16 protein-coding genes are annotated in these 17360 nt (G+C 65.9%); 6 read left to right on the top strand and 10 right to left on the bottom strand.

Annotation, left to right across the window (positions count from 1 at the left end):
* The first annotated feature begins 82 nt into the window (after positions 1–82).
* Positions 83–1168, top strand: a complete 1086-nt coding sequence (locus tag Hhyl6_RS15675) for a DR2241 family protein (protein ID WP_483740191.1) — start codon at positions 83–85, stop codon at positions 1166–1168.
* Between the two features lies 1 nt (position 1169).
* On the opposite strand, the gene Hhyl6_RS15670 is transcribed toward Hhyl6_RS15675, so the two are convergent.
* From Hhyl6_RS15670 to Hhyl6_RS15660, 3 genes are all read right to left on the bottom strand, one after another.
* The gene (locus Hhyl6_RS15670; protein ID WP_483740190.1) at positions 1170–1727 is read right to left on the bottom strand and encodes a DUF7524 family protein; all 558 of its coding nucleotides are present in this window, start codon (positions 1725–1727) and stop codon (positions 1170–1172) included.
* Between the two features lie 42 nt (positions 1728–1769).
* Positions 1770–1964: a methytransferase partner Trm112 gene (locus Hhyl6_RS15665; protein ID WP_483740189.1), complete on the bottom strand. Its 195-nt coding sequence runs from the start codon at positions 1962–1964 to the stop codon at positions 1770–1772.
* 200 nt (positions 1965–2164) lie between these two features.
* Positions 2165–3541, bottom strand: a complete 1377-nt coding sequence (locus tag Hhyl6_RS15660; protein WP_483740188.1) for an adenylosuccinate synthase — start codon at positions 3539–3541, stop codon at positions 2165–2167.
* A 184-nt stretch (positions 3542–3725) separates the two neighbouring features.
* On the opposite strand from Hhyl6_RS15660, the gene Hhyl6_RS15655 reads away from it, so the two are divergent.
* Positions 3726–4031 carry a hypothetical protein gene (locus tag Hhyl6_RS15655; RefSeq protein ID WP_254271689.1) on the top strand — a complete coding sequence of 102 codons (306 nt, stop codon included), beginning with the start codon at positions 3726–3728 and terminating at the stop codon, positions 4029–4031.
* Positions 4032–4049: 18 nt separating this feature from the next.
* On the opposite strand, the gene Hhyl6_RS15650 is transcribed toward Hhyl6_RS15655, so the two are convergent.
* On the bottom strand, positions 4050–6359 hold the full coding sequence (locus Hhyl6_RS15650; protein ID WP_483740187.1) for a DUF7527 domain-containing protein: 2310 nt from the start codon (positions 6357–6359) through the stop codon (positions 4050–4052).
* A gap of 181 nt (positions 6360–6540) precedes the next feature.
* On the opposite strand from Hhyl6_RS15650, the gene Hhyl6_RS15645 reads away from it, so the two are divergent.
* The 4 genes from Hhyl6_RS15645 to Hhyl6_RS15630 all read left to right on the top strand — a co-directional run bounded on the left by Hhyl6_RS15645 (position 6541) and on the right by Hhyl6_RS15630 (position 9689).
* A complete protein-coding gene (locus tag Hhyl6_RS15645) occupies positions 6541–6936 on the top strand; it encodes a DUF7541 family protein (RefSeq protein WP_483740186.1) in 396 nt (131 codons plus the stop codon).
* Between the two features lie 48 nt (positions 6937–6984).
* On the top strand, positions 6985–7332 hold the full coding sequence (locus Hhyl6_RS15640) for a DUF6684 family protein (RefSeq protein ID WP_483740185.1): 348 nt from the start codon (positions 6985–6987) through the stop codon (positions 7330–7332).
* Between the two features lie 65 nt (positions 7333–7397).
* On the top strand, positions 7398–9176 hold the full coding sequence (gene ctaD / locus Hhyl6_RS15635; protein WP_483740184.1) for a cytochrome c oxidase subunit I: 1779 nt from the start codon (positions 7398–7400) through the stop codon (positions 9174–9176).
* Between the two features lie 231 nt (positions 9177–9407).
* A complete protein-coding gene (locus tag Hhyl6_RS15630; protein WP_483740183.1) occupies positions 9408–9689 on the top strand; it encodes a DUF7520 family protein in 282 nt (93 codons plus the stop codon).
* 6 nt (positions 9690–9695) lie between these two features.
* Here Hhyl6_RS15630 and Hhyl6_RS15625 read toward each other — a convergent pair whose 3' ends face one another.
* From Hhyl6_RS15625 to Hhyl6_RS15600, 6 genes are all read right to left on the bottom strand, one after another.
* Entirely contained in the window at positions 9696–11399 is a 1704-nt protein-coding gene (locus Hhyl6_RS15625; RefSeq protein WP_483740182.1) for a methylmalonyl-CoA mutase family protein, read from the bottom strand.
* Between the two features lie 149 nt (positions 11400–11548).
* Positions 11549–12352, bottom strand: a complete 804-nt coding sequence (locus tag Hhyl6_RS15620; RefSeq protein WP_483740181.1) for a CBS pair associated ParBc domain-containing protein — start codon at positions 12350–12352, stop codon at positions 11549–11551.
* Between the two features lie 37 nt (positions 12353–12389).
* A complete protein-coding gene (locus Hhyl6_RS15615) occupies positions 12390–13910 on the bottom strand; it encodes a DHHA1 domain-containing protein (RefSeq protein WP_483740180.1) in 1521 nt (506 codons plus the stop codon).
* Between the two features lie 35 nt (positions 13911–13945).
* Positions 13946–14374, bottom strand: a complete 429-nt coding sequence (lrpA1, locus tag Hhyl6_RS15610; protein WP_483740179.1) for an HTH-type transcriptional regulator LrpA1 — start codon at positions 14372–14374, stop codon at positions 13946–13948.
* A 97-nt stretch (positions 14375–14471) separates the two neighbouring features.
* Positions 14472–15410 carry a thiamine pyrophosphate-dependent enzyme gene (locus tag Hhyl6_RS15605; RefSeq protein WP_483740178.1) on the bottom strand — a complete coding sequence of 313 codons (939 nt, stop codon included), beginning with the start codon at positions 15408–15410 and terminating at the stop codon, positions 14472–14474.
* Positions 15411–15412: 2 nt separating this feature from the next.
* Positions 15413–17311 carry a 2-oxoacid:acceptor oxidoreductase subunit alpha gene (locus Hhyl6_RS15600; protein WP_483740177.1) on the bottom strand — a complete coding sequence of 633 codons (1899 nt, stop codon included), beginning with the start codon at positions 17309–17311 and terminating at the stop codon, positions 15413–15415.
* Positions 17312–17360 lie beyond the last annotated feature (49 nt).

The raw sequence follows: 17360 nt of genomic DNA, 5'->3' as shown, positions 1-17360 counted from the left end.
CGAGCGACGCCCGATATCCGGAACAATCGGCAACAGACGGGCGAACCGGCTAACTTTTTTCGCGGGAGTCCTGTTGTCAGGTATGCACGAGGACCCGGCGGACGCGTTGGTGGCCACAGCGCCGGACGGTATCGACTTCGACGGCCTCGACGTCGGTCGAGAGGAGGACCGCTACACGTTCGAGACGCCGGCGGAGTCCCATCCGGAACTCGACGAGGAGGACCTCCGGTCGGTCGCACGAGACTCGCTGTACGTCGCCAACTGGTACTTCTGGCACGCGACGGCGCCGCAGGCCGAACCCCGGTGGGCGTTCCTCAGGTGGCTCGAGGGTGCCGACTCGACGCCGTTCCCCGAGCGGACCGGCGCGCTCGCCGGCGGTCTGACCACCGAGTGGGGCGAACTCGCCATCACCGTCTCGCTGGCCGAGACCGGTGAGCGGGTGTACGACCTCCGGCACGAGGGTGACCTCGGAACGGCGGTCGAGGACCTCGATTCGTACGCAGACCCCGTGGCCGCCCGTGACCTCGCCAAACACGACGACGACGGCCGCTACCGCCCGCTCAAGACCGCTCCGTCGCTCCGGACGGGGTGGGTATTCCCGTCGCTCGACCCCGCGGCGCTCGTCGAGGCGGTCCACGCGTTCTACCCGGCGACGGTCCAGAACTGGCACCGGGAGCGCGAAGGCGAACTCGACGTGACCCACTGGCACGAGACGGTCGAGCGGCAAACCGGCATCTACGGCGTCGTCAAGACGTGGGACCGCGGCGAGGGGCACGACCACGTGAACTGGGTGGCCGAGGCCTGCTGTGACGACTCCCAGTGTCTGAAGCGCCGGGAGTGGCAGTACGACGAGGACACCGACCTCGACGTGGACGCCGGCGTCGGCGAGTTCCCTTGCAGGGAGCCGTGCTCTCTCGTCGTCTCGGCCGCGCGCAAGTGGACCAAACTCGAAGCCGAGGAGCCACGGAGCTACGAGTTCGAGTTGACGCCCAGCGAGAAAGAGCAGTTGGAGACGATACTCGACGCCGTCGCCGAGGGGCGGACGGGCGACATCCGCGAGGCGGACACGTCCGACGGAGCCAACCGCTATCGGGCGCGCTTCCTCCGGGCGAAACTGGTCGACGACGACGGGAACCTCTGTGGCGTCGAGACGGAGCCAGAGGTCTGAGCTACGCGGCCAACACGACGTAGACGGCGACGAGGACGCCGACGACGACGACGAGCGACGCCAGCAGGACGACGACGTTCTGGAAGAGGAACGCGGCCGTGACGGCGGCGACCATCGCCACCGCGCCGACGGCGAGAACCGGGAGGTCGGGAACCTCGGCGAGGACCGACCGGGACCCGGTGTCCGGCTTCGGTTGTGGTTTCGCCAGTTCCTCGTCCACCTCGACGGGTTCGTCGGTCGTCTCGGGTTCCGTGACGATGACGTCGACGTAGCGGGTGGTCGCCCCGTAGGCGGTGACGACCTTCAGTTTTCCGCGCACTGCGCCGTCCCGCGTCAGCGTCACGCGGACCCGCCGCTCGCTGTCCCGACCGACGTGGTGGTTGGTCGCCTCGATGGTCGCGAGGCCGGAGAGCGCGTCGTCCAAGTGGAGGTGGACGTGGGTCGACTCTCCGTGGTTGACGAGGCGCACGTCGAAGCTCTCGCTCGTCTCGAAGGACGTGGGCACCTCTAGCCCGTGGAGTTCCTCTCGGTTGACGTGGACGGGCAGCGATTCAGGCACGTGCGACCCTCGGCGGGGACACGCAAAAAAGGTTCAGGAGTCTCAGGCCGGGGCCTCGTCTCGCATGTCCGGCGGGAGGAGGTTCGGGATGCCGTCCTCGATGGGGAACGCCTCGCCACACTCGGTACAGACCAACCGGCCGGACAGAATCTCCTCGTCGTCCCGTTCGTCGACTTCGAGGTCGAGGTCGTGTTTGTCCAGCGGACAGCAGATGATGTCCATCAGGTCCTCTTTCATACCCGAGCGTCGGTCCGGTAGCCCTAAAAGCGTACTGACTGGCGTGAGTCACCGAGAATTTGCGAACCCCCCAGCGACAGTTTCCGACCGCCGCCGTCGCGGACCACCGCGACGCGGCCCTGCGCGAACGGCGCGGCCGGGGACGACCGAGAGGCGGTGCTGTCGGCCGTGGCTGACCTCGAAGCGGAGATACTGGACCGCTAGAAGGGTTTCTCGCGAACGATGGTCTCACCGCGACCGGGGCCGACGCCGATGGCGTAGGCCGGCGTGTCGAGTTCGTCCTCGACGTACTCCACGTAGGTCCGTGCGTTCTCAGGCAGGGCCTCGTAGCCCTCCTCGGCCGTCGTGGCGGGGTCGAACTCGTCCCACCCGTCGAAGGTCCGGAGGTTCGCCTCGCATCGGGCCCACTGCTCGGTCGTCGCGGGCATCGATTCGATTTCCTCGCCGTCGAGCGTGTACGTGTGGCCGACCTTCACCTCGTCCAACCCGGCCAACACGTCGAGGTGGTTGATGGCGAGTCCCGAGAACCCGGAGACGCGCGTGGCGTGTCGGAGCATCGGCATGTCCAGCCAGCCCACCCGCCGAGGGCGGCCGGTCACAGTGCCGTACTCGCCGCCTTCCTCGCGGATGTAGTGCGCCAGTTCCTCGTTCTCGCCCTCGCCTTGCTCGTCGTAGCCGGGCGTGTCGCCGACGACGCCGCCGAGTTCGGTCGGGAGCGGGCCGCTCCCGACACGCGTGAGGTATCCTTTGACGATGCCGATGACTTCGCCCCCGCCGACGACGCCGGGGCTGACACCCGTTCCGACGGCCGCGCCGCCGGCCGTCGGGTTCGAGGACGTGACGTAGGGGTAGTTGCCGTGGTCGATGTCGATGATGGTCCCCTGCGCCCCCTCGAACATGACGTTCTGGCCGTCTGCCATGGCCTCCGTCAGGAAGGCACCGGCGTTGACCGTCATCCCCTCCTCCTCGAAGCGGCGACCGAACTCGCGGAACTCGGAGAAGAGGGCGTCCACGTCCAGCGCCTCGGGGTCCTCCAGGTCCTCGACGTCGAGGCCGTAGACGTCCTCGACGACGGCGCGCTTCTGCGGGACGACGTACTCCAGTCGCTCGCGCAGGACGTCAGGGTCGAGCAAGTCGCCGACGCGGACGCCTCGGCGGCCGGCCTTGTCCTCGTAGGTCGGGCCGATTCCTCGTCCGGTCGTCCCCACCTCGTCGCCGGACTCGCTCTTTACCTCCTCCTCGATGCCGTCGAGCACCCGATGGAACGGGAGGATGACGTGGGCGCGTTCGGCCACGCGCACGTCGGGGTCGAGCCCGCGGTTCTGCAACGTGTCTATCTCGTCGAACAGCGTTCGCGGGTTGACGACGCACCCGTTGCCGAGGACGCCGACCTTGCCGCGGATGGCTCCGCTCGGGACCAGGGAGAGTTTGTACTCCTCGCCCTCGTGGACGACGGTGTGGCCGGCGTTGTCGCCGCCCTGATAGCGCGCGACGACGTCCGCGTCGTCGCCGTACAGGTCGACGATGCCGCCCTTCCCCTCGTCGCCGAGCTGCGAGCCGACGATGGTTACGGTCATCGCCCGGACGTTCCGCCCACCGTGATAAACAGATTACGGTCCCACGCCACCCCTACGTGGGAGACAGTGTGCCATGTGAGACGTTACGACGCTTTTAATACCGACCGCTACGGAGGTAAAAACCGGCAAAGACGGGTGGACGAGGGCAACTTTTAAATCCTGCAAACACAAGTTAACAATTGCCATGATAGACAGGCTTGAGAAGGAAGTCGACATGCTGGAGCGTCACCTGCAAGTGCTCCGCATGGTTATAGAGAACGAGCCTATCGGTATCGTGAAGATGTCCAACGAGACTGGCTACCCCCACCACAAGGTGCGCTACTCACTGCGCGTCCTCGAAGAGGAGAACCTCATCGAGCCCTCCAGTCAAGGCGCCATCACGACCGAACAGACGAGCGAGTTCGTCGACGACCTGGACGAGAAGATAGACGAGATAATCGAGAAGCTAGAGGGCATGAAGATAGAGGACGCGGCCGAGATAGAGAGCTAAGACAGTCTCGCTGTGACTTCAGAGTTCCGGCACCGCGAGGTGGAACTCTTGATTTCTCGCTTCGAGGAGGCAGAGGTGGTAGCCGTCCTTCCGTGAGAGGTTCACGAAGCTCTTGCGCTTGTCGCGACTGAACAGACCGCTGGAGGTCGCTTCCTCCGCCGTCTCGAGCGCCTCTGGTTCGAAGAAGCTACTGGTGACGAGGAACGCCGACGCCAGCGACGCGGAGGCGTTGCCGACTCGCTCCGCGTTGCGGACGATGTCCGTCATCTGCCCGTCGGTCGCAGGTTGGCGCGAGTCGTTGATGTTGGCGACGATGAGGGGGTTCCCCATCCGGTCGCGCACGACGACGTCGAACTGCTCCTGCGAGCGGTGTTGCTGGCCGTCCTCGGTGTAGGTCACGGAGACGTTGCCGTTCAGTTCCGCCCGGTCTATCTCCGGCAGTGCGTCGTACAGCACCTGCATCGCGTTCGCGTGGCCCGTGTCCCGAATCTCGTACAGGAGGTTCCGAATCAGCCACTCGACGAACCGGTAGTGGATGCTGTCCTGTAGGAACGCCTCGAACTCCGTCCCGTCGACGACGGCGTCGCTGGCGTCGAACTGGGTGTGGTACTCCAGTCTGAGGTTCTCCTCGACCTGCGACGGGTCTGCGTTCCCGTCGTGAGCCTCCGAGAGGGTCGCCTCGCCCTTGGAGTGGTACCTGACGAAGAGGTTCGTCCCGTCGATGGCCTCCGCTGGCGAGAGGCGCGACCCGGCGGGCGGCCCGTCGTCGCTACGTGCCGTCTCCAGTTGACTTTCGAGGCGGTTGACCTCTGCTCGCGCCTCCTCCAGTTCCGACTGCAACTGGTCGCGTTCGGTCCGCAACTCCTCGGCCGTCTCGGAGAGGTCGTCAACCTCCGATTCGAGGCGGGCGATTTCGGCCTCCTTGCCGTCGAGTTCCGATTCGAGGTCGGCCACGCGGTCGCTCGCCTCCGGTCGGTCCGTCGACGCCTGTGGGGGGCGCTCAGCCGGTCGTTCACTCGCCGGCGACGACCCGGTGGTCCGTTCCTCGGGGGACCGCCGTGCACTCGGCGACGACTCCTCACTCCTGGTCGGCCGTGGCGACTCCTCGACGGAGACGTCCGGCGTCGAGGCGGACCGCTCTGGGTCCAGCGACGGAATCGACCGCGTTTCGAGGTCCGCCGTCGTCGCGGCCGCCGTCGTCTCGCTCCCGCGCTGCGAACTCGGCTGTGACGCCGGCGAGTCCCCACGTGCTGTGGTCGCAGGTTGTTCGGTCGGCGCGTTCGGCGGTTGGCTCGACCGGTCCGACGGGGCGGCCGATGCGTCGACCGTCTGCTCACGCTCGGTCGCGCTCTGACGGGGGTTAGCTGAACCCGACGCTGTCTCGGTCTCGACCGACGACTGTGCCCGCTGCTCTTCCGGTCGGTCGGACGGCGGACTCTGGTCGCGGGTCGAAGCGCCGTTCTCCTGGGGTCGGTCGGACGCCGGTCCGTCGGCAGACTCTGCATTCTGAGTGCGCCCTGCCGAGGCGCCTTGATTCGCGCCCGCCGCCTTCGACCCCGGTGGACCGCCAGCGGCCGGCCCCGCTCCGCTCCCGCCGCTCGGCGTCTCAGGCTCTTCCGAGGCAGACCGGTCGGCGGGCGAGGACTCCTCGGGAGCGGACTGCGACGCCGCGTCGTCCCGAGCGGAACCGTCGGCCGACGACGGGTCGTCCACCGCCTCCGTCGCGGCGGCGCCGGTGGCGTCTGTCTCGTCCGCGTCCGTCGTCGGCGCTGGCTCGGGCTCCGGTTCGGGTTCCGGAATCTCGACCGGCGAAATCTCTGCGGGCTTGACCTCGTAGATACCCACCTCGTCGTCGGCCTGTTCGAACGCGTCGTCGTCCGTGACGAGACGCTCTGCGCTCCCGACCCACGCGACGCTCATCGACCGGCCCTGATGATAGACGAGATAGTAGTCGCCCGAGAGGACGTTCTCGGAGAGTTCGACGAACCCAGTGAAGTTCCCGTCCGAGAGCGTCTTGTCGACGTCCGAGATGGGCGTATCCTGCGTGTAGTACTTCGCTCGAACCTCGTCCGACCGCTCCTGCATCACCGCGAGCAAGGGGAGCGCTTCGTGTGGTGCCTCGCGGGCGGTCCCCCCACCGGCCTCGAAGTCCTCGATGTCGCCGTCCAAGATGCCGACCACCGTCCCGTTCAGCATGAACAGGCGGGTCGGGCCGGCGACGACGGCACCGGAGAACTCCTCGGTGGCGAGCGCCCGGAGTCCTTCGTAGCCGCCATCGAAGGGCACCGAGTCCCACTCGGAAACCAGTTCTACCGTGCGCGTGGTCATTACCTTCACCAAGCCGGATGGCAGACAAATAGTTTGTGCCCCGTCAGACACGTGTCCTCCCGCTGATCGGTGTGAGAGCAGGCCCGGACGAGCGCTCGTGTGCCGTCGGTTTTCGACCGACTGCGCCCGCTCCCGCGAGCGACTCCGATGGGCATATGCCGACCGAGTTCGAACGTCGGGTATGGAAGAGCAACCGGGGTTGAGCGACCAATACCGGATGGCGAGTCCGTGGCCCGTCTTCGTGGCGCTGGGGCTGGCACTCTCGGAAGTCGGAGTCTTCATCGGGCTGTTCCCCATCGCCGTGTTCGGCCTCATCCTCTTCGGCGGGAGCGTCGCGGGCATCCTCACGGAGTCGGGGTACGCGAATCGGCCGTGGCCGACGCTCGTCGGCGTCGGCGTGTTGCTGGCCGCCCTCGCGGCGCTCATCGCCGTCCTCCAGTTGCCGACGTCCGCGTTCACCGTGGCGAACGTCGGCGAGGGACCGCTGTTCACCCGCCTCGTCGCCGTCGTCGTCGCCGGTGCCGTGATGGTGGCGATGGGCGGAGCGGGGTCGGTAGTCGAACAGACCAAAGTCTGAGCCAAACCAACAGTCTATTTACCGGCCTACGCCAACGCCGACACATACATGGCACTGTTCGGGTTCGAAAAGGACACCCTGCTCGACCTCACCGTCAACGTCATCCCGCTGGGAATAATCCTCTTTTTCATCGCGGCGTTCGCCGTCGTGCCAGCGTTCGGCACCGACCCCGTCTTCAGCGGGTTGCAGTTCGCGCTGATGATATCGATGTTCTTCCTACTGGCAGTACTGACCTACTACGCCGGGCGGGCCATCGAGAACGCGGAAGAGAAACAGGAATCCCTCGAGGAAGCCAGCGCAGTGAACGAACCGGAGGGTGAAGTCACGGGGTTAGAGAGCGACGAGGAGGCGGACGCAGCGCTGGAATCGGCGTCTTCGGACGGCGACGACGAGTAAACGGAATCAGCCGGCGGCACCGCGGAACCGACCCTTTCATTATCGGCCAGTCCTGACGTGCGACCATGGCAGCAGGAGATCTAGTGCTGACGGGGTTGATGGCCGTCCTCCTCGTCGGTATCGCCGCGTTACTCACGCGCATCGAGAACTGGCGGTCGTACACGCCGCTCGCGGGCGGCGGCACGGCGACGGGCGAGACAGTCGTCCACCGGGAGAAGCCCGCAGGTATCGTTCGTTGGCTGACGACAGTCGACCACAAAGACATCGGCATCCTCTACGGCGTCTACGCCGTCCTCGCCTTCGCGGTGGGTGGCATCATGGCGCTGCTCATCCGTCTGCAACTCGTCACGCCCGGCGGGGCGTTGCTGGGTGCGAACGCCTACAACTCTATCCTGACGAGTCACGGCATCACGATGCTGTTCCTGTTCGGGACGCCCATCCTCGCGGCGTTCGCGAACTACTTCATCCCGCTGCTCATCGGGGCCGACGACATGGCGTTCCCGCGCATCAACGCCATCGCGTTCTGGTTGCTCCCGCCGGCGGCGCTGCTCATCTGGGCCGGGTTCTTCCTCGCGCCGGTCACCGAGAACATGATAGAGCCGGCACAGACCGCGTGGACGATGTACACGCCGCTGTCGGTCGAACAGGCCAACCCCGGCGTCGACCTGATGTTGCTGGGCCTGCACCTCTCGGGCGTCGCCGCCACGATGGGTGCCATCAACTTCATCGCGACTATCTTCACCGAGCGTGACGACGAGGTCACGTGGGCGAATCTGGACATCTTCTCGTGGACCATGCTCACCCAGTCGGCGCTCATCCTCTTCGCGTTCCCGCTGCTGGGGAGCGCTATCGTCATGCTCCTGCTGGACCGGAACCTCTCGACGACGTTCTTCGCCGTCGAGGGCGGTGGCCCGCTTCTGTGGCAACACCTGTTCTGGTTCTTCGGCCACCCCGAGGTGTACATCCTCGTGTTGCCGCCGATGGGGCTGGTGAGCCTCATCCTGCCGAAGTTCGCCGGCCGGAAGCTGTTCGGGTTCAAGTTCGTCGTCTACTCGACGCTGGCCATCGGCGTGCTCTCGTTCGGCGTCTGGGCCCACCACATGTTCTCGACGGGCATGGACCCGCGACTGCGGGCCTCCTTCATGGCCGTCTCGCTGGCTATCGCCATCCCGAGCGCCGTCAAGACGTTCAACTGGATTACGACGCTGTGGAACGGGCGACTTCGCCTGACTTCGCCGATGCTGTTCTGTATCGGCTTCGTCTCGAACTTCATCATCGGCGGCGTCACCGGCGTCTTCCTGGCCGCGATTCCCGTCGACCTGGTGCTCCACGACACCTACTACGTGGTCGGCCACTTCCACTACATCGTGATGGGGGCCATCGGCTTCGCCGCCTTCGCGGGCATCTACTACTGGTTCCCGGTGTTCACCGGTCGGATGTACCAGCGGACGCTCGGGAAGGCTCACTTCTGGCTGTCGATGGTGGGGACGAACGTCACCTTCTTCGCGATGCTGGCGCTGGGCTACCTCGGGATGCCGCGCCGTTACGCGACCTACCAGTTCGACGGGGCCATCGCGCCACTGGCACAGGTCCAGACGTACCACCTGCTCGCCACCCTCGGCGCAATCATCCTGTTCGTGGGACAACTCATCTTCGTCTGGAACGTCGTCCAGTCGTGGCTCGAAGGGCCGAAAGTCGAGGACGGCGACCCGTGGAACCTCGAACGCGACGGGATGCTCGACCGCGAGTTCCAGTGGTTCGACCGCAAACTGGAGACGGCCGTCACCGACGGCGGCGAAGAGGAAGAGCAGTCCGCACTCACCGCCAGTCGTAGCGACGACTGAACGAACACGCTTCTCGACTGCCGACTCGTCACGACGACACCACGCTCGGCTGTCGGCGACGCCTCTCAGAACGGTCCGTCGCTCAGGCGCCCGAGACGAGGACGATAGCCGTCACGAACATCATCACGGCGATGCCGGAGAGAACGACGAACAGCAGTTCCTTCTGAGTCATGGTCACGCTACGGGCCGGAAGTGAAAAAGGCTAATCGTCTCCTCGCCCTACCCTGTCCCATGAGCGAACAACCGGTCGGGCGGTCGGGGGAACGGGTGGTCGTCCAGTTGTACGTCGTCATCGTCGCCCTCGCCGGCGTGATGGGGTTCGTGCTTGGCAACATCCGACCGGCCGACCTCGAACCGGAACTGTTCGGGGTCGTCGCGTTGCCGCCGACGCCGTTCGGCGTCGCCGTCTACGGCTTCGTCACCGTGGGCGTCGGCCTCGGCGTGTTGCTGGCGCTGGTCGTCCTCGTCTCGCGGCGGACCGACGACGAGGCCGGGAAACGGGACCTGCAGTAAGCGCGGTCAGGCGACGCCCGCCGTCTCGCGATACGTCCCGTACTCCTGTTTGAACACGTCCATAATCTCGCCCATCGTGGCGTAGGCCTTCACCGCGTCGACGATGGCGGGCATCACGTTCTCGTCGGCTTCGACGGCCGCCCGGACGTCGTCGAGGGCCGCCTCGACGGCCGCCTCGTCCCGGTCGCCCCTGACCGCCGAGAGCCGTTCGCGCTGTCGCTGCTGGACGTCCTCGTCGACTGTCAGTACGTCGGGTTCCGTCTCCTCCTCGACGGTGTAGGCGTTGACGCCGACGACCACCTCGTCCTCGCTCTCGACGCGTTCCTGGTACTCGTAGGCCGAGTCCTGAATCGCCCGCTGGAAGTACCCCTGTTCGATGCCAGCGAGGACGCCGTCCCGGACGGACCCCTCGCCGAGTTCCTCGCGGACGTGGTCGATGTGGGCCATCGCCTTCTCCTCGATTTCGTCGGTCAGCGCCTCGACGGCGAAACTGCCGCCCAATGGGTCCACGATGTCCGCCGCGCCGGACTCCTCGGCGATAATCTGCTGGGTTCGGAGCGCGACCCGGACCGCCTCCTCGGAGGGGAGCGCCAGCGCCTCGTCGAAACTGTTCGTGTGGAGGCTCTGGGTGCCCCCCATCACGCCGGCCAGCGCCTGAATCGTCACGCGGACGACGTTGTTGAGCGGTTGCTGGGCGGTGAGCGACTGGCCGGCGGTCTGGGTGTGGAACTTCAGTTGCTTGCTGGCGTCGGCCTCGGCGTCGTACCACTCGTCCATCACGCGGGCGTAGATGCGCCGCGCGGCGCGGAACTTCGCCACCTCCTCGAAGATGGAGTTGTGGGAGTTGAAGAAGAAGGACAGTTGGGGGGCGAACTCGTCGACGTCCAGCCCCCGGTCCAGACAGTCCTCGACGTAGGCGAAGCCGTCCGCTAGGGTGAAGGCGAGTTCCTCGACGGCGGTGGCCCCGGCCTCGCGGATGTGGTAGCCCGAGACGGAGACGGGCTTGAACTTCGGCGTCTCCTGGCTGGCGAACTCGATGACGTCCGTGACCAACTTCAGGGACGGTTCCGGCGGGACGACCCACTCCTTCTGCGCGATGAACTCCTTGAACATGTCGTTCTGGAGGGTCCCCCGAATCTCCTCGCGAGGGACGCCCTGCTGGTCAGCCAGCGCCAGATACATCGCGTAGACGACGGGTGCGCTGGGGTTGATGGTGAACGACGTGGACACCTCGTCGAGTTCGATGCCGTCGAACAGGCGTTCCATGTCCGCGAGGGTGTCGACGGCGACACCCTCCTTGCCCACCTCGCCGTCGGCCATCGCGGCGTCGGAGTCGATGCCCATCAGCGTCGGCATGTCGAACGCCGTCGAGAGGCCGGTCTGGCCCTCCTCTATGAGGTAGTGGAACCGCTCGTTGGTCTCCTCGGCGGTGCCGAACCCCGCGAACTGGCGCATCGTCCACGGGCGGCCGCGGTACATCGTCGGGTAGACGCCCCGCGTGTACGGTTCCTCCCCGGGGAACCCGAGGTCACGCTCGTAGTCGGTGTCGGCCACGTCGAGCGGGGTGTACAGGCGGTCGACGTCGAGGTTCGAGACGGTGGCGAACCGCTCCTGGCGCTCGCCGTAGGCGTCGAGTACGGGGTCGAGTGTGTCACCCTCCCACTCGGCCTTGGCGTCTCGAATCTGCTGGAGGTCCTCCTCGTCGTACATACCGCGACATATGTCACCGGTTCGCAAGAGTGTTCGGGCGGGTCGGCGGGCCTCGTCGACCGGCGAGTGCCCGTTCCGCGTGGCCGTTCCGTGCCTGTCGCCGTCGAATGCCTACGTGAAACTGTCCGTGTGAGAGAACGACGACGGGGCTACTCCGAGTCCGGGTCCTGCAACCGCTGTGTCGTCTCGACCAGCGGGTGGCGCCCGTAGTCGACCACCTCGATGTCGGCGATGCGTTCGAGGTCGGAGTCGGCGGCCGTCTCAGCCATGCCGAGTTCGACCGGCCGGTCGAGGACGATGACGTAGGCGTCCATCCGGTCGATGTCGAGGCGGGCGGCCGCCTTCACGCGGTGGTGGCCGTCGGCCAGTAGCAGGTCCCCGCCGTTGTCGATGACGACCAGCGGTTCGGCCAGTCCCCGTTCGAGTTCGTACACTCGTCCCTCCAGTTCGTCGGCGTACACCGTCTTCTGGGTCGGGGTCAGGCTATCTAACTCCACTTCTCGGCGCTCCTCGTGGGAGGTGATGCCGTGGATGTTCTCGAGCGTCCGCCCGAGTTTCTCCACCTTCCCCGGCGTCGCTCGCTCTATCTGTGACCGGATGACGTCCGCGTTCGAGATGATGCCGACGAGGTTCCCCGCGTCGTCGACGACAGGGAGTTTCTGGATGCCGGACCGGAGGATGACGCGGGCCGCGTCCTGCACCGCCATGTCGGGGTGCGCGACGAGGATGTCGTCGCTCATCACCCGGAACATCGGTTCGTGGTCCTCCGCCAACAGGAGGTCCCGGGCGCTGACGAACCCCTCGACGCGGCGGCCGTCCGTCACCGGAAAGCCGCTGAACTCGTCGCTCTCGGCGATTCGTTTCGCCACCTCGGCGACCGTATCGTCGAGTTCGACGGTCGCTACCTCGCGGGTCATGTACTCCCCGACCGTCGGCCGACTCGATTCGTCCATCACTCCGAGTTGGCCCGCGGCGCTGAAAAAGTCTCGCCTAGTCCTCGTCGGTCCGCCCTTCCTCGCTCGGTTCGGGACTGTGGACCTCGGCGTAGGTCTCTGGGCCGTACTCCGAGGACGTGTAGACGCTGCCGAGCAACCGGTGAGAGCGGGAGTGGACCGCTTCGAGGAACCGGTCGTTGACGACCGACCGGACCACGTCGTGTAAGGACTCGTCCCTGTCGTCGATGGCGTCCAAGACCCCGAGGGTAATCTGCGCCCCGGCCATGTCGGCGTGACCGCCCGCCGACCCTATCTGTCCGAACGCGTCGCGCAACGCCTCACCGAGGTCGATGTCCGCGCCTCGGGCCCTCGCAGAGGCGAAGATGGTGCCGTCGATGACGCCGTACACCATCGTCGCCTGCACCCCTTCGAGGTCCAACAGGCGGTCGGCGGCCTGTGCGAGCGCGTCGCGGTCTCCGAGTTCGCCGACGCAACTCAACAGGACCGACCCCTCCTGCTCCCGGTTGTCGATGGCCCGGCCGATGACCGTCAGCGTCTCCGCGCTGACGCTCGGGTCCTCGATGCGCTGGAGCGCCCCCATGTCGGCCCGGGCGACGAGGTGTGCGGCGGCCTCGAAGTCCTCGGCGGAGACTTCCCGCCGGAAGTCCTTCGTGTCGACCCGGATGCCGAACAGCAGACCCGTCGCGATGGGTTCCGAGAGTGATACGTCGAACCGCCGGAAGTAGTCGACCAACAGCGTACTGGTCGCGCCGACGGCGCTCCGCAGGTCCACGTATCGGGCTTCGACCGGCAACCGCGGCGGATGGTGGTCGATGACGATGTCTATCGGTAGGTCCTCCGGTAACTGGTCGTTGACGCCGGGTCGCGAGTGGTCGACGAGCGCGAACCCGTCGTACTCGTCCAACGCATCGGAGCCCTCGCCGTCGAGGTTCACGAGGTCGTACTCGAGGAGGTTCACGAACGCCCGATTCTCCTGGTGGGAGATGTCCCCGTAGTAACAGACCGAGACGGTACAGCCCGCTCGCTCGGCGAGTTCCCCCAGCGCCACCGCGCTTGCGATGGCGTCCGGGTCGGGGTTGTCGTGGGCGACGATGGCGAGGTGCCCGTCGATGTCGCGGAGGACCTGCTGTAACTGGCGCGTCCGCGTCCCGTCGGCGCCCACGGTCCGATAGAGACGGTCCACGACGATTCGTTCCGGTTCGACGACGCGGTCGGCGACGGCGGCGACCGAGCGGCGCTCGTCCTCGGTGGCGCCGTACCCCACGTAGCCGAGGACGAACGCGTCCGGATACAGTGTCTCGACCATGCGAGCGACCGTCGCGTTGACCGAGGGGTCCTCCGTCGCCACCACGACCGTCTCCGGGTCGACGTCCAACTGCGCGAGCGTCGACCGGTCCGTGGGGGCGGCGACGGTGACGGCGACGCCGTCGGCCCGCAGTGTCTCGGCGCGGTGCTCGTCGTCGGTCACGACGTGGACCGACCCGTGGTCGTCGCTCATCGCGTCGACGAGCGACAGCGCAGTCGACCCAGCCCCGAGTACCAGCCGAGACGGCATGCCTTCCCGTCCGCTCTGGAGCGTCTAAAAACCCGTTACTTCAGTCGTTCCTGCAGAAACGACGGGTGGGCGGCCGTGACGCCTTCGAGGGCGAGTATCTCGTCTTCGATGACTGTCGCCAGCGAGTCCCCGTCCACGGCGCGGACTTCCGCCATCAACATGTGGTCGCCGCTGGAGGTGTACAGCGACTCGACGGCGGATATCCCCTTCAACTCGCGGGTCGCCTCGACGTACCGCTCGCTGGCCACGTCGATACCCACCATGGCGATAGACTGGCCCGCGAGTTTCTTCGGGTCCACGTCGGCCGAGTAGCCGACGATGACCCCCTCGTCTTCGAGTTTCTTGATGTACTTCCGGACCGTCGGTTTCGAGACGTCCGCCCGGTCAGCTATCTCGGCGTAGGATGCCTGAGCGTCGTCCTCTAAGACCGACAGGATTCGACGCTCCGTAGACTCGGCACTCATGCACCAATCTTTTCCATGGACAAAAAAATATCTTCCGAACCAGAAACCCGGGTTCGAGGACGCCGAGAAACGACTCGACGGACTCGGTACGAGCGGGTTACTTGTGGTGTTCGAGGAGGTTGTCGTAGGTCCGCTCCCACTCGGCGTCCTCGTCGAAGTACCGCTCCGCGAGCGGTTCTTCCGGCATCTCGCCGATGGCGCGCTTCTCCTCGCCGTAGGAGGGGCGCGCGTCCTCTACGTACATGCGTCCGGTGAGCACTTCGCCCTCGTACAGTTTCTCCTCGGTCTGCCGCATCATCTCGGCGGCCTCCGCGCGGTCCGAGAGGTCGAAGTCGTAGTCGTCGGACTGCTGGACGTCCGTGTACGGGACGTAGTGTTTCGCGTCCTTGTTCCACGTCGGACACTGGGTCAGGAAGTCGATGTGCGCGAAGCCGTCGTGTTCGATGGCCTCGGCGATGATTTCCTTCGCCTGGTTGGGGTTGACCGCCGCCGTGCGAGCGATGTACGTCGCGCCGGCGTTCAGCGACTGGCTGAGCGGTCGGATGGGCGACTTCGCCGAGCCGTGGGGCTGGGTCTTGGACTTGTGGCCCTTCGGCGACGTCGGCGACGTCTGGCCCTTGGTGAGCCCGAAGATTTCGTTGTTGAACACGATGTACGTCATGTCGTGGTTCTCACGGGCCGTGTGGATGAGGTGGTTCCCACCGATGCCGTACCCGTCACCGTCACCGCCGGCGGCGATGACCTCCAGTTCGGGGTTGGCCAGTTTCGCGGCCCGGGCGACGGGCAGCGAGCGGCCGTGGATGGTGTGGAACCCGTAGCTGTTGAAGTAGCTGTTGAGCTTCCCGGAACAGCCGATACCGGTAAAGAGCGCGACCTCGTCGGGGTTCTTCCCGACCTCGGGCATGGCCTGCTTCAGCGCCTTGAGGACGCCGAAGTCACCACAGCCCGGACACCACGTCGCCTGCGGTTCGATACCGGGTGTGAACTCGTCTCGGTCTATCTCGCGGTCGTCGCCGATTGCACTGAATGCACTCATGGTTAGTCACCCGCTGCGGGGAGGTACTTCATGTTGGTCGCGGCGAGTTCCTCGCCGTTGATGCTCGATTCGAACCCGTCGACGATTTCGGCGGGTTCGAAGGGGTTGCCGTTGTACTTGAGCAGACTCGACAGTTTCTCGCCGTACTTGCCGATTTCCTTCTGGGTCAGGCCGCGGAACTGCGCCGTGGCGTTCATCTCGACGACGAGCGCCTGGTCGACGGAGTCGAGCCAGTCGCTGACCTCCTCGACGGGGTAGGGCATCATGTCGGAGACGCCCAGCGCCTTCACGGAGTGACCGTTCTCGTTGAGCCGGTCGACTGCCTCGAAGGCGGTGTCCTGCTGGCTCCCCCAGACGAGGATGCCGTAGTCGGCGTCTTCGGGACCGTAGTAGGTCTGGTGACCCGCGTTCTCGTCGAGGTCGGCCCGGATGTCGTCGAGCTTGTTCAGCCGACGCTCCATCTGGGCGATGCGGTTCTCGGGGTCCTCGCTGATGTGACCCGACGGGTTGTGCTCGTTACCCGTCGCGAGGTAGCGCCCGTCCTTCTGACCGGGGACCGAGCGCGGACTGACGTTCGAGCCGTCCTCCGGTTCGTGGAGGAACCGCTGGAACTTGCCCGAGGAGTGATGTGCCGCGTCCTGAATCTCCTCTTCGGTCAGCACCGACCCGGGGTCGGCGTTCGGTTCCTCGTCGAAGTGGCTCGCCGGCAGGTTCCGGAGTTCGCCCTGAATCTTCTGGTCGTAGACGACGATGGCCGGAATCTGGTACTCGTAGGCGATGCGGAACGCCGAACGGGTCTGGGTGTAACACTCGCGGATGTTCGCGGGTGCGAAGACGACCCGAGCGGAGTCGCCCTGCGAGGTATACAGGACGTGTTCGAGGTCGGCCTGTTCGGGCTTGGTCGGCATCCCGGTCGACGGACCGGCACGCATTGCTTCGACCAGCACGATGGGCGTCTCGGTCATCTCCGCCAGTCCGAGCGGTTCGGACATCAGCGCGAAGCCACCGCCGGAGGACCCGGACATGGCCTTCACGCCGGCGTGGGACGCTCCGAGTGCGAGCGCCGCCGCGGCGATTTCGTCCTCGACCTGTTCGGAGATACCGCCGAACTCCGGCAGGTGTTGGGACATGATTGTGAAGACGTCGGTCCACGGGGTCATCGGGTATCCGGAGATGAACCGACAGCCCTCGTCGAGCGCGCCGTAGGAGATGGCGTTGGAACCGGAGAGGATGACCTGCTCCTCGTCGTGGGAGTTCTCGGGCACCTCGATGTCGTGGTCGACGTCGAGTTCGGATGCCGCCTCGTAGGCGTCCTGCAGAACGTTGAGGTTGGCCTCCTGCATGTCGCCGGCCATGTTCTGCTTGATGAGTCCCTCGAACTCCTCGGTGCCGATGTCGAGGATGGCCGCGGTCGCGCCGATACCGGCCGTGTTCCGCATAATCTCGCGGCCGTGCTCCTTGGCGATGCCGCGGAGGTCCATCGGAACGACGTGCCAGCCGTTCTCCTCGGCGGCCTCTTCGAGTTCTATCTCCTCGACGTCTTCCTCGTCGAGGAGCCCCTCGTCGTACAGGAGGACGCCGCCCTCGCGGAGTTCGTCGAAGTTCTCGTACAGCGGTTTCAGTTCCTCTTTGCCGTAGTAGGCCTCTTCCTGCGGGTTGCGGGCGAAGGAGTCACCCAGAGCCAGCAAGAAGTTGTAGCCGTCTCCGCGCGACTGGACGGGTTCGTCCTTCGCGCGTACCTCTACGTACGTGTGGCCGCCCCGGATGCGCGACGGGTAGTGACGATGTGTGAAAACGTGAAGTCCCGAACGCATCAGGGCCTTCGCGAAGTTCTGGCTGGTCGAGTCGATTCCGTCCCCGGAACCCCCAGCGATTCGCCAGATTAGTTCGTTGTCTGTCATGGTGAAATCCTCGGCCCCAGCTCTGGTGCCGTACCGGGAGATTGGGGGG

It is taken from the genome of Haloarcula sp. H-hyl6, from assembly GCF_056934455.1.
Note: the sequence above shows the minus strand (reverse complement) of the source record. Positions and strands in the feature narration are given on the sequence as shown.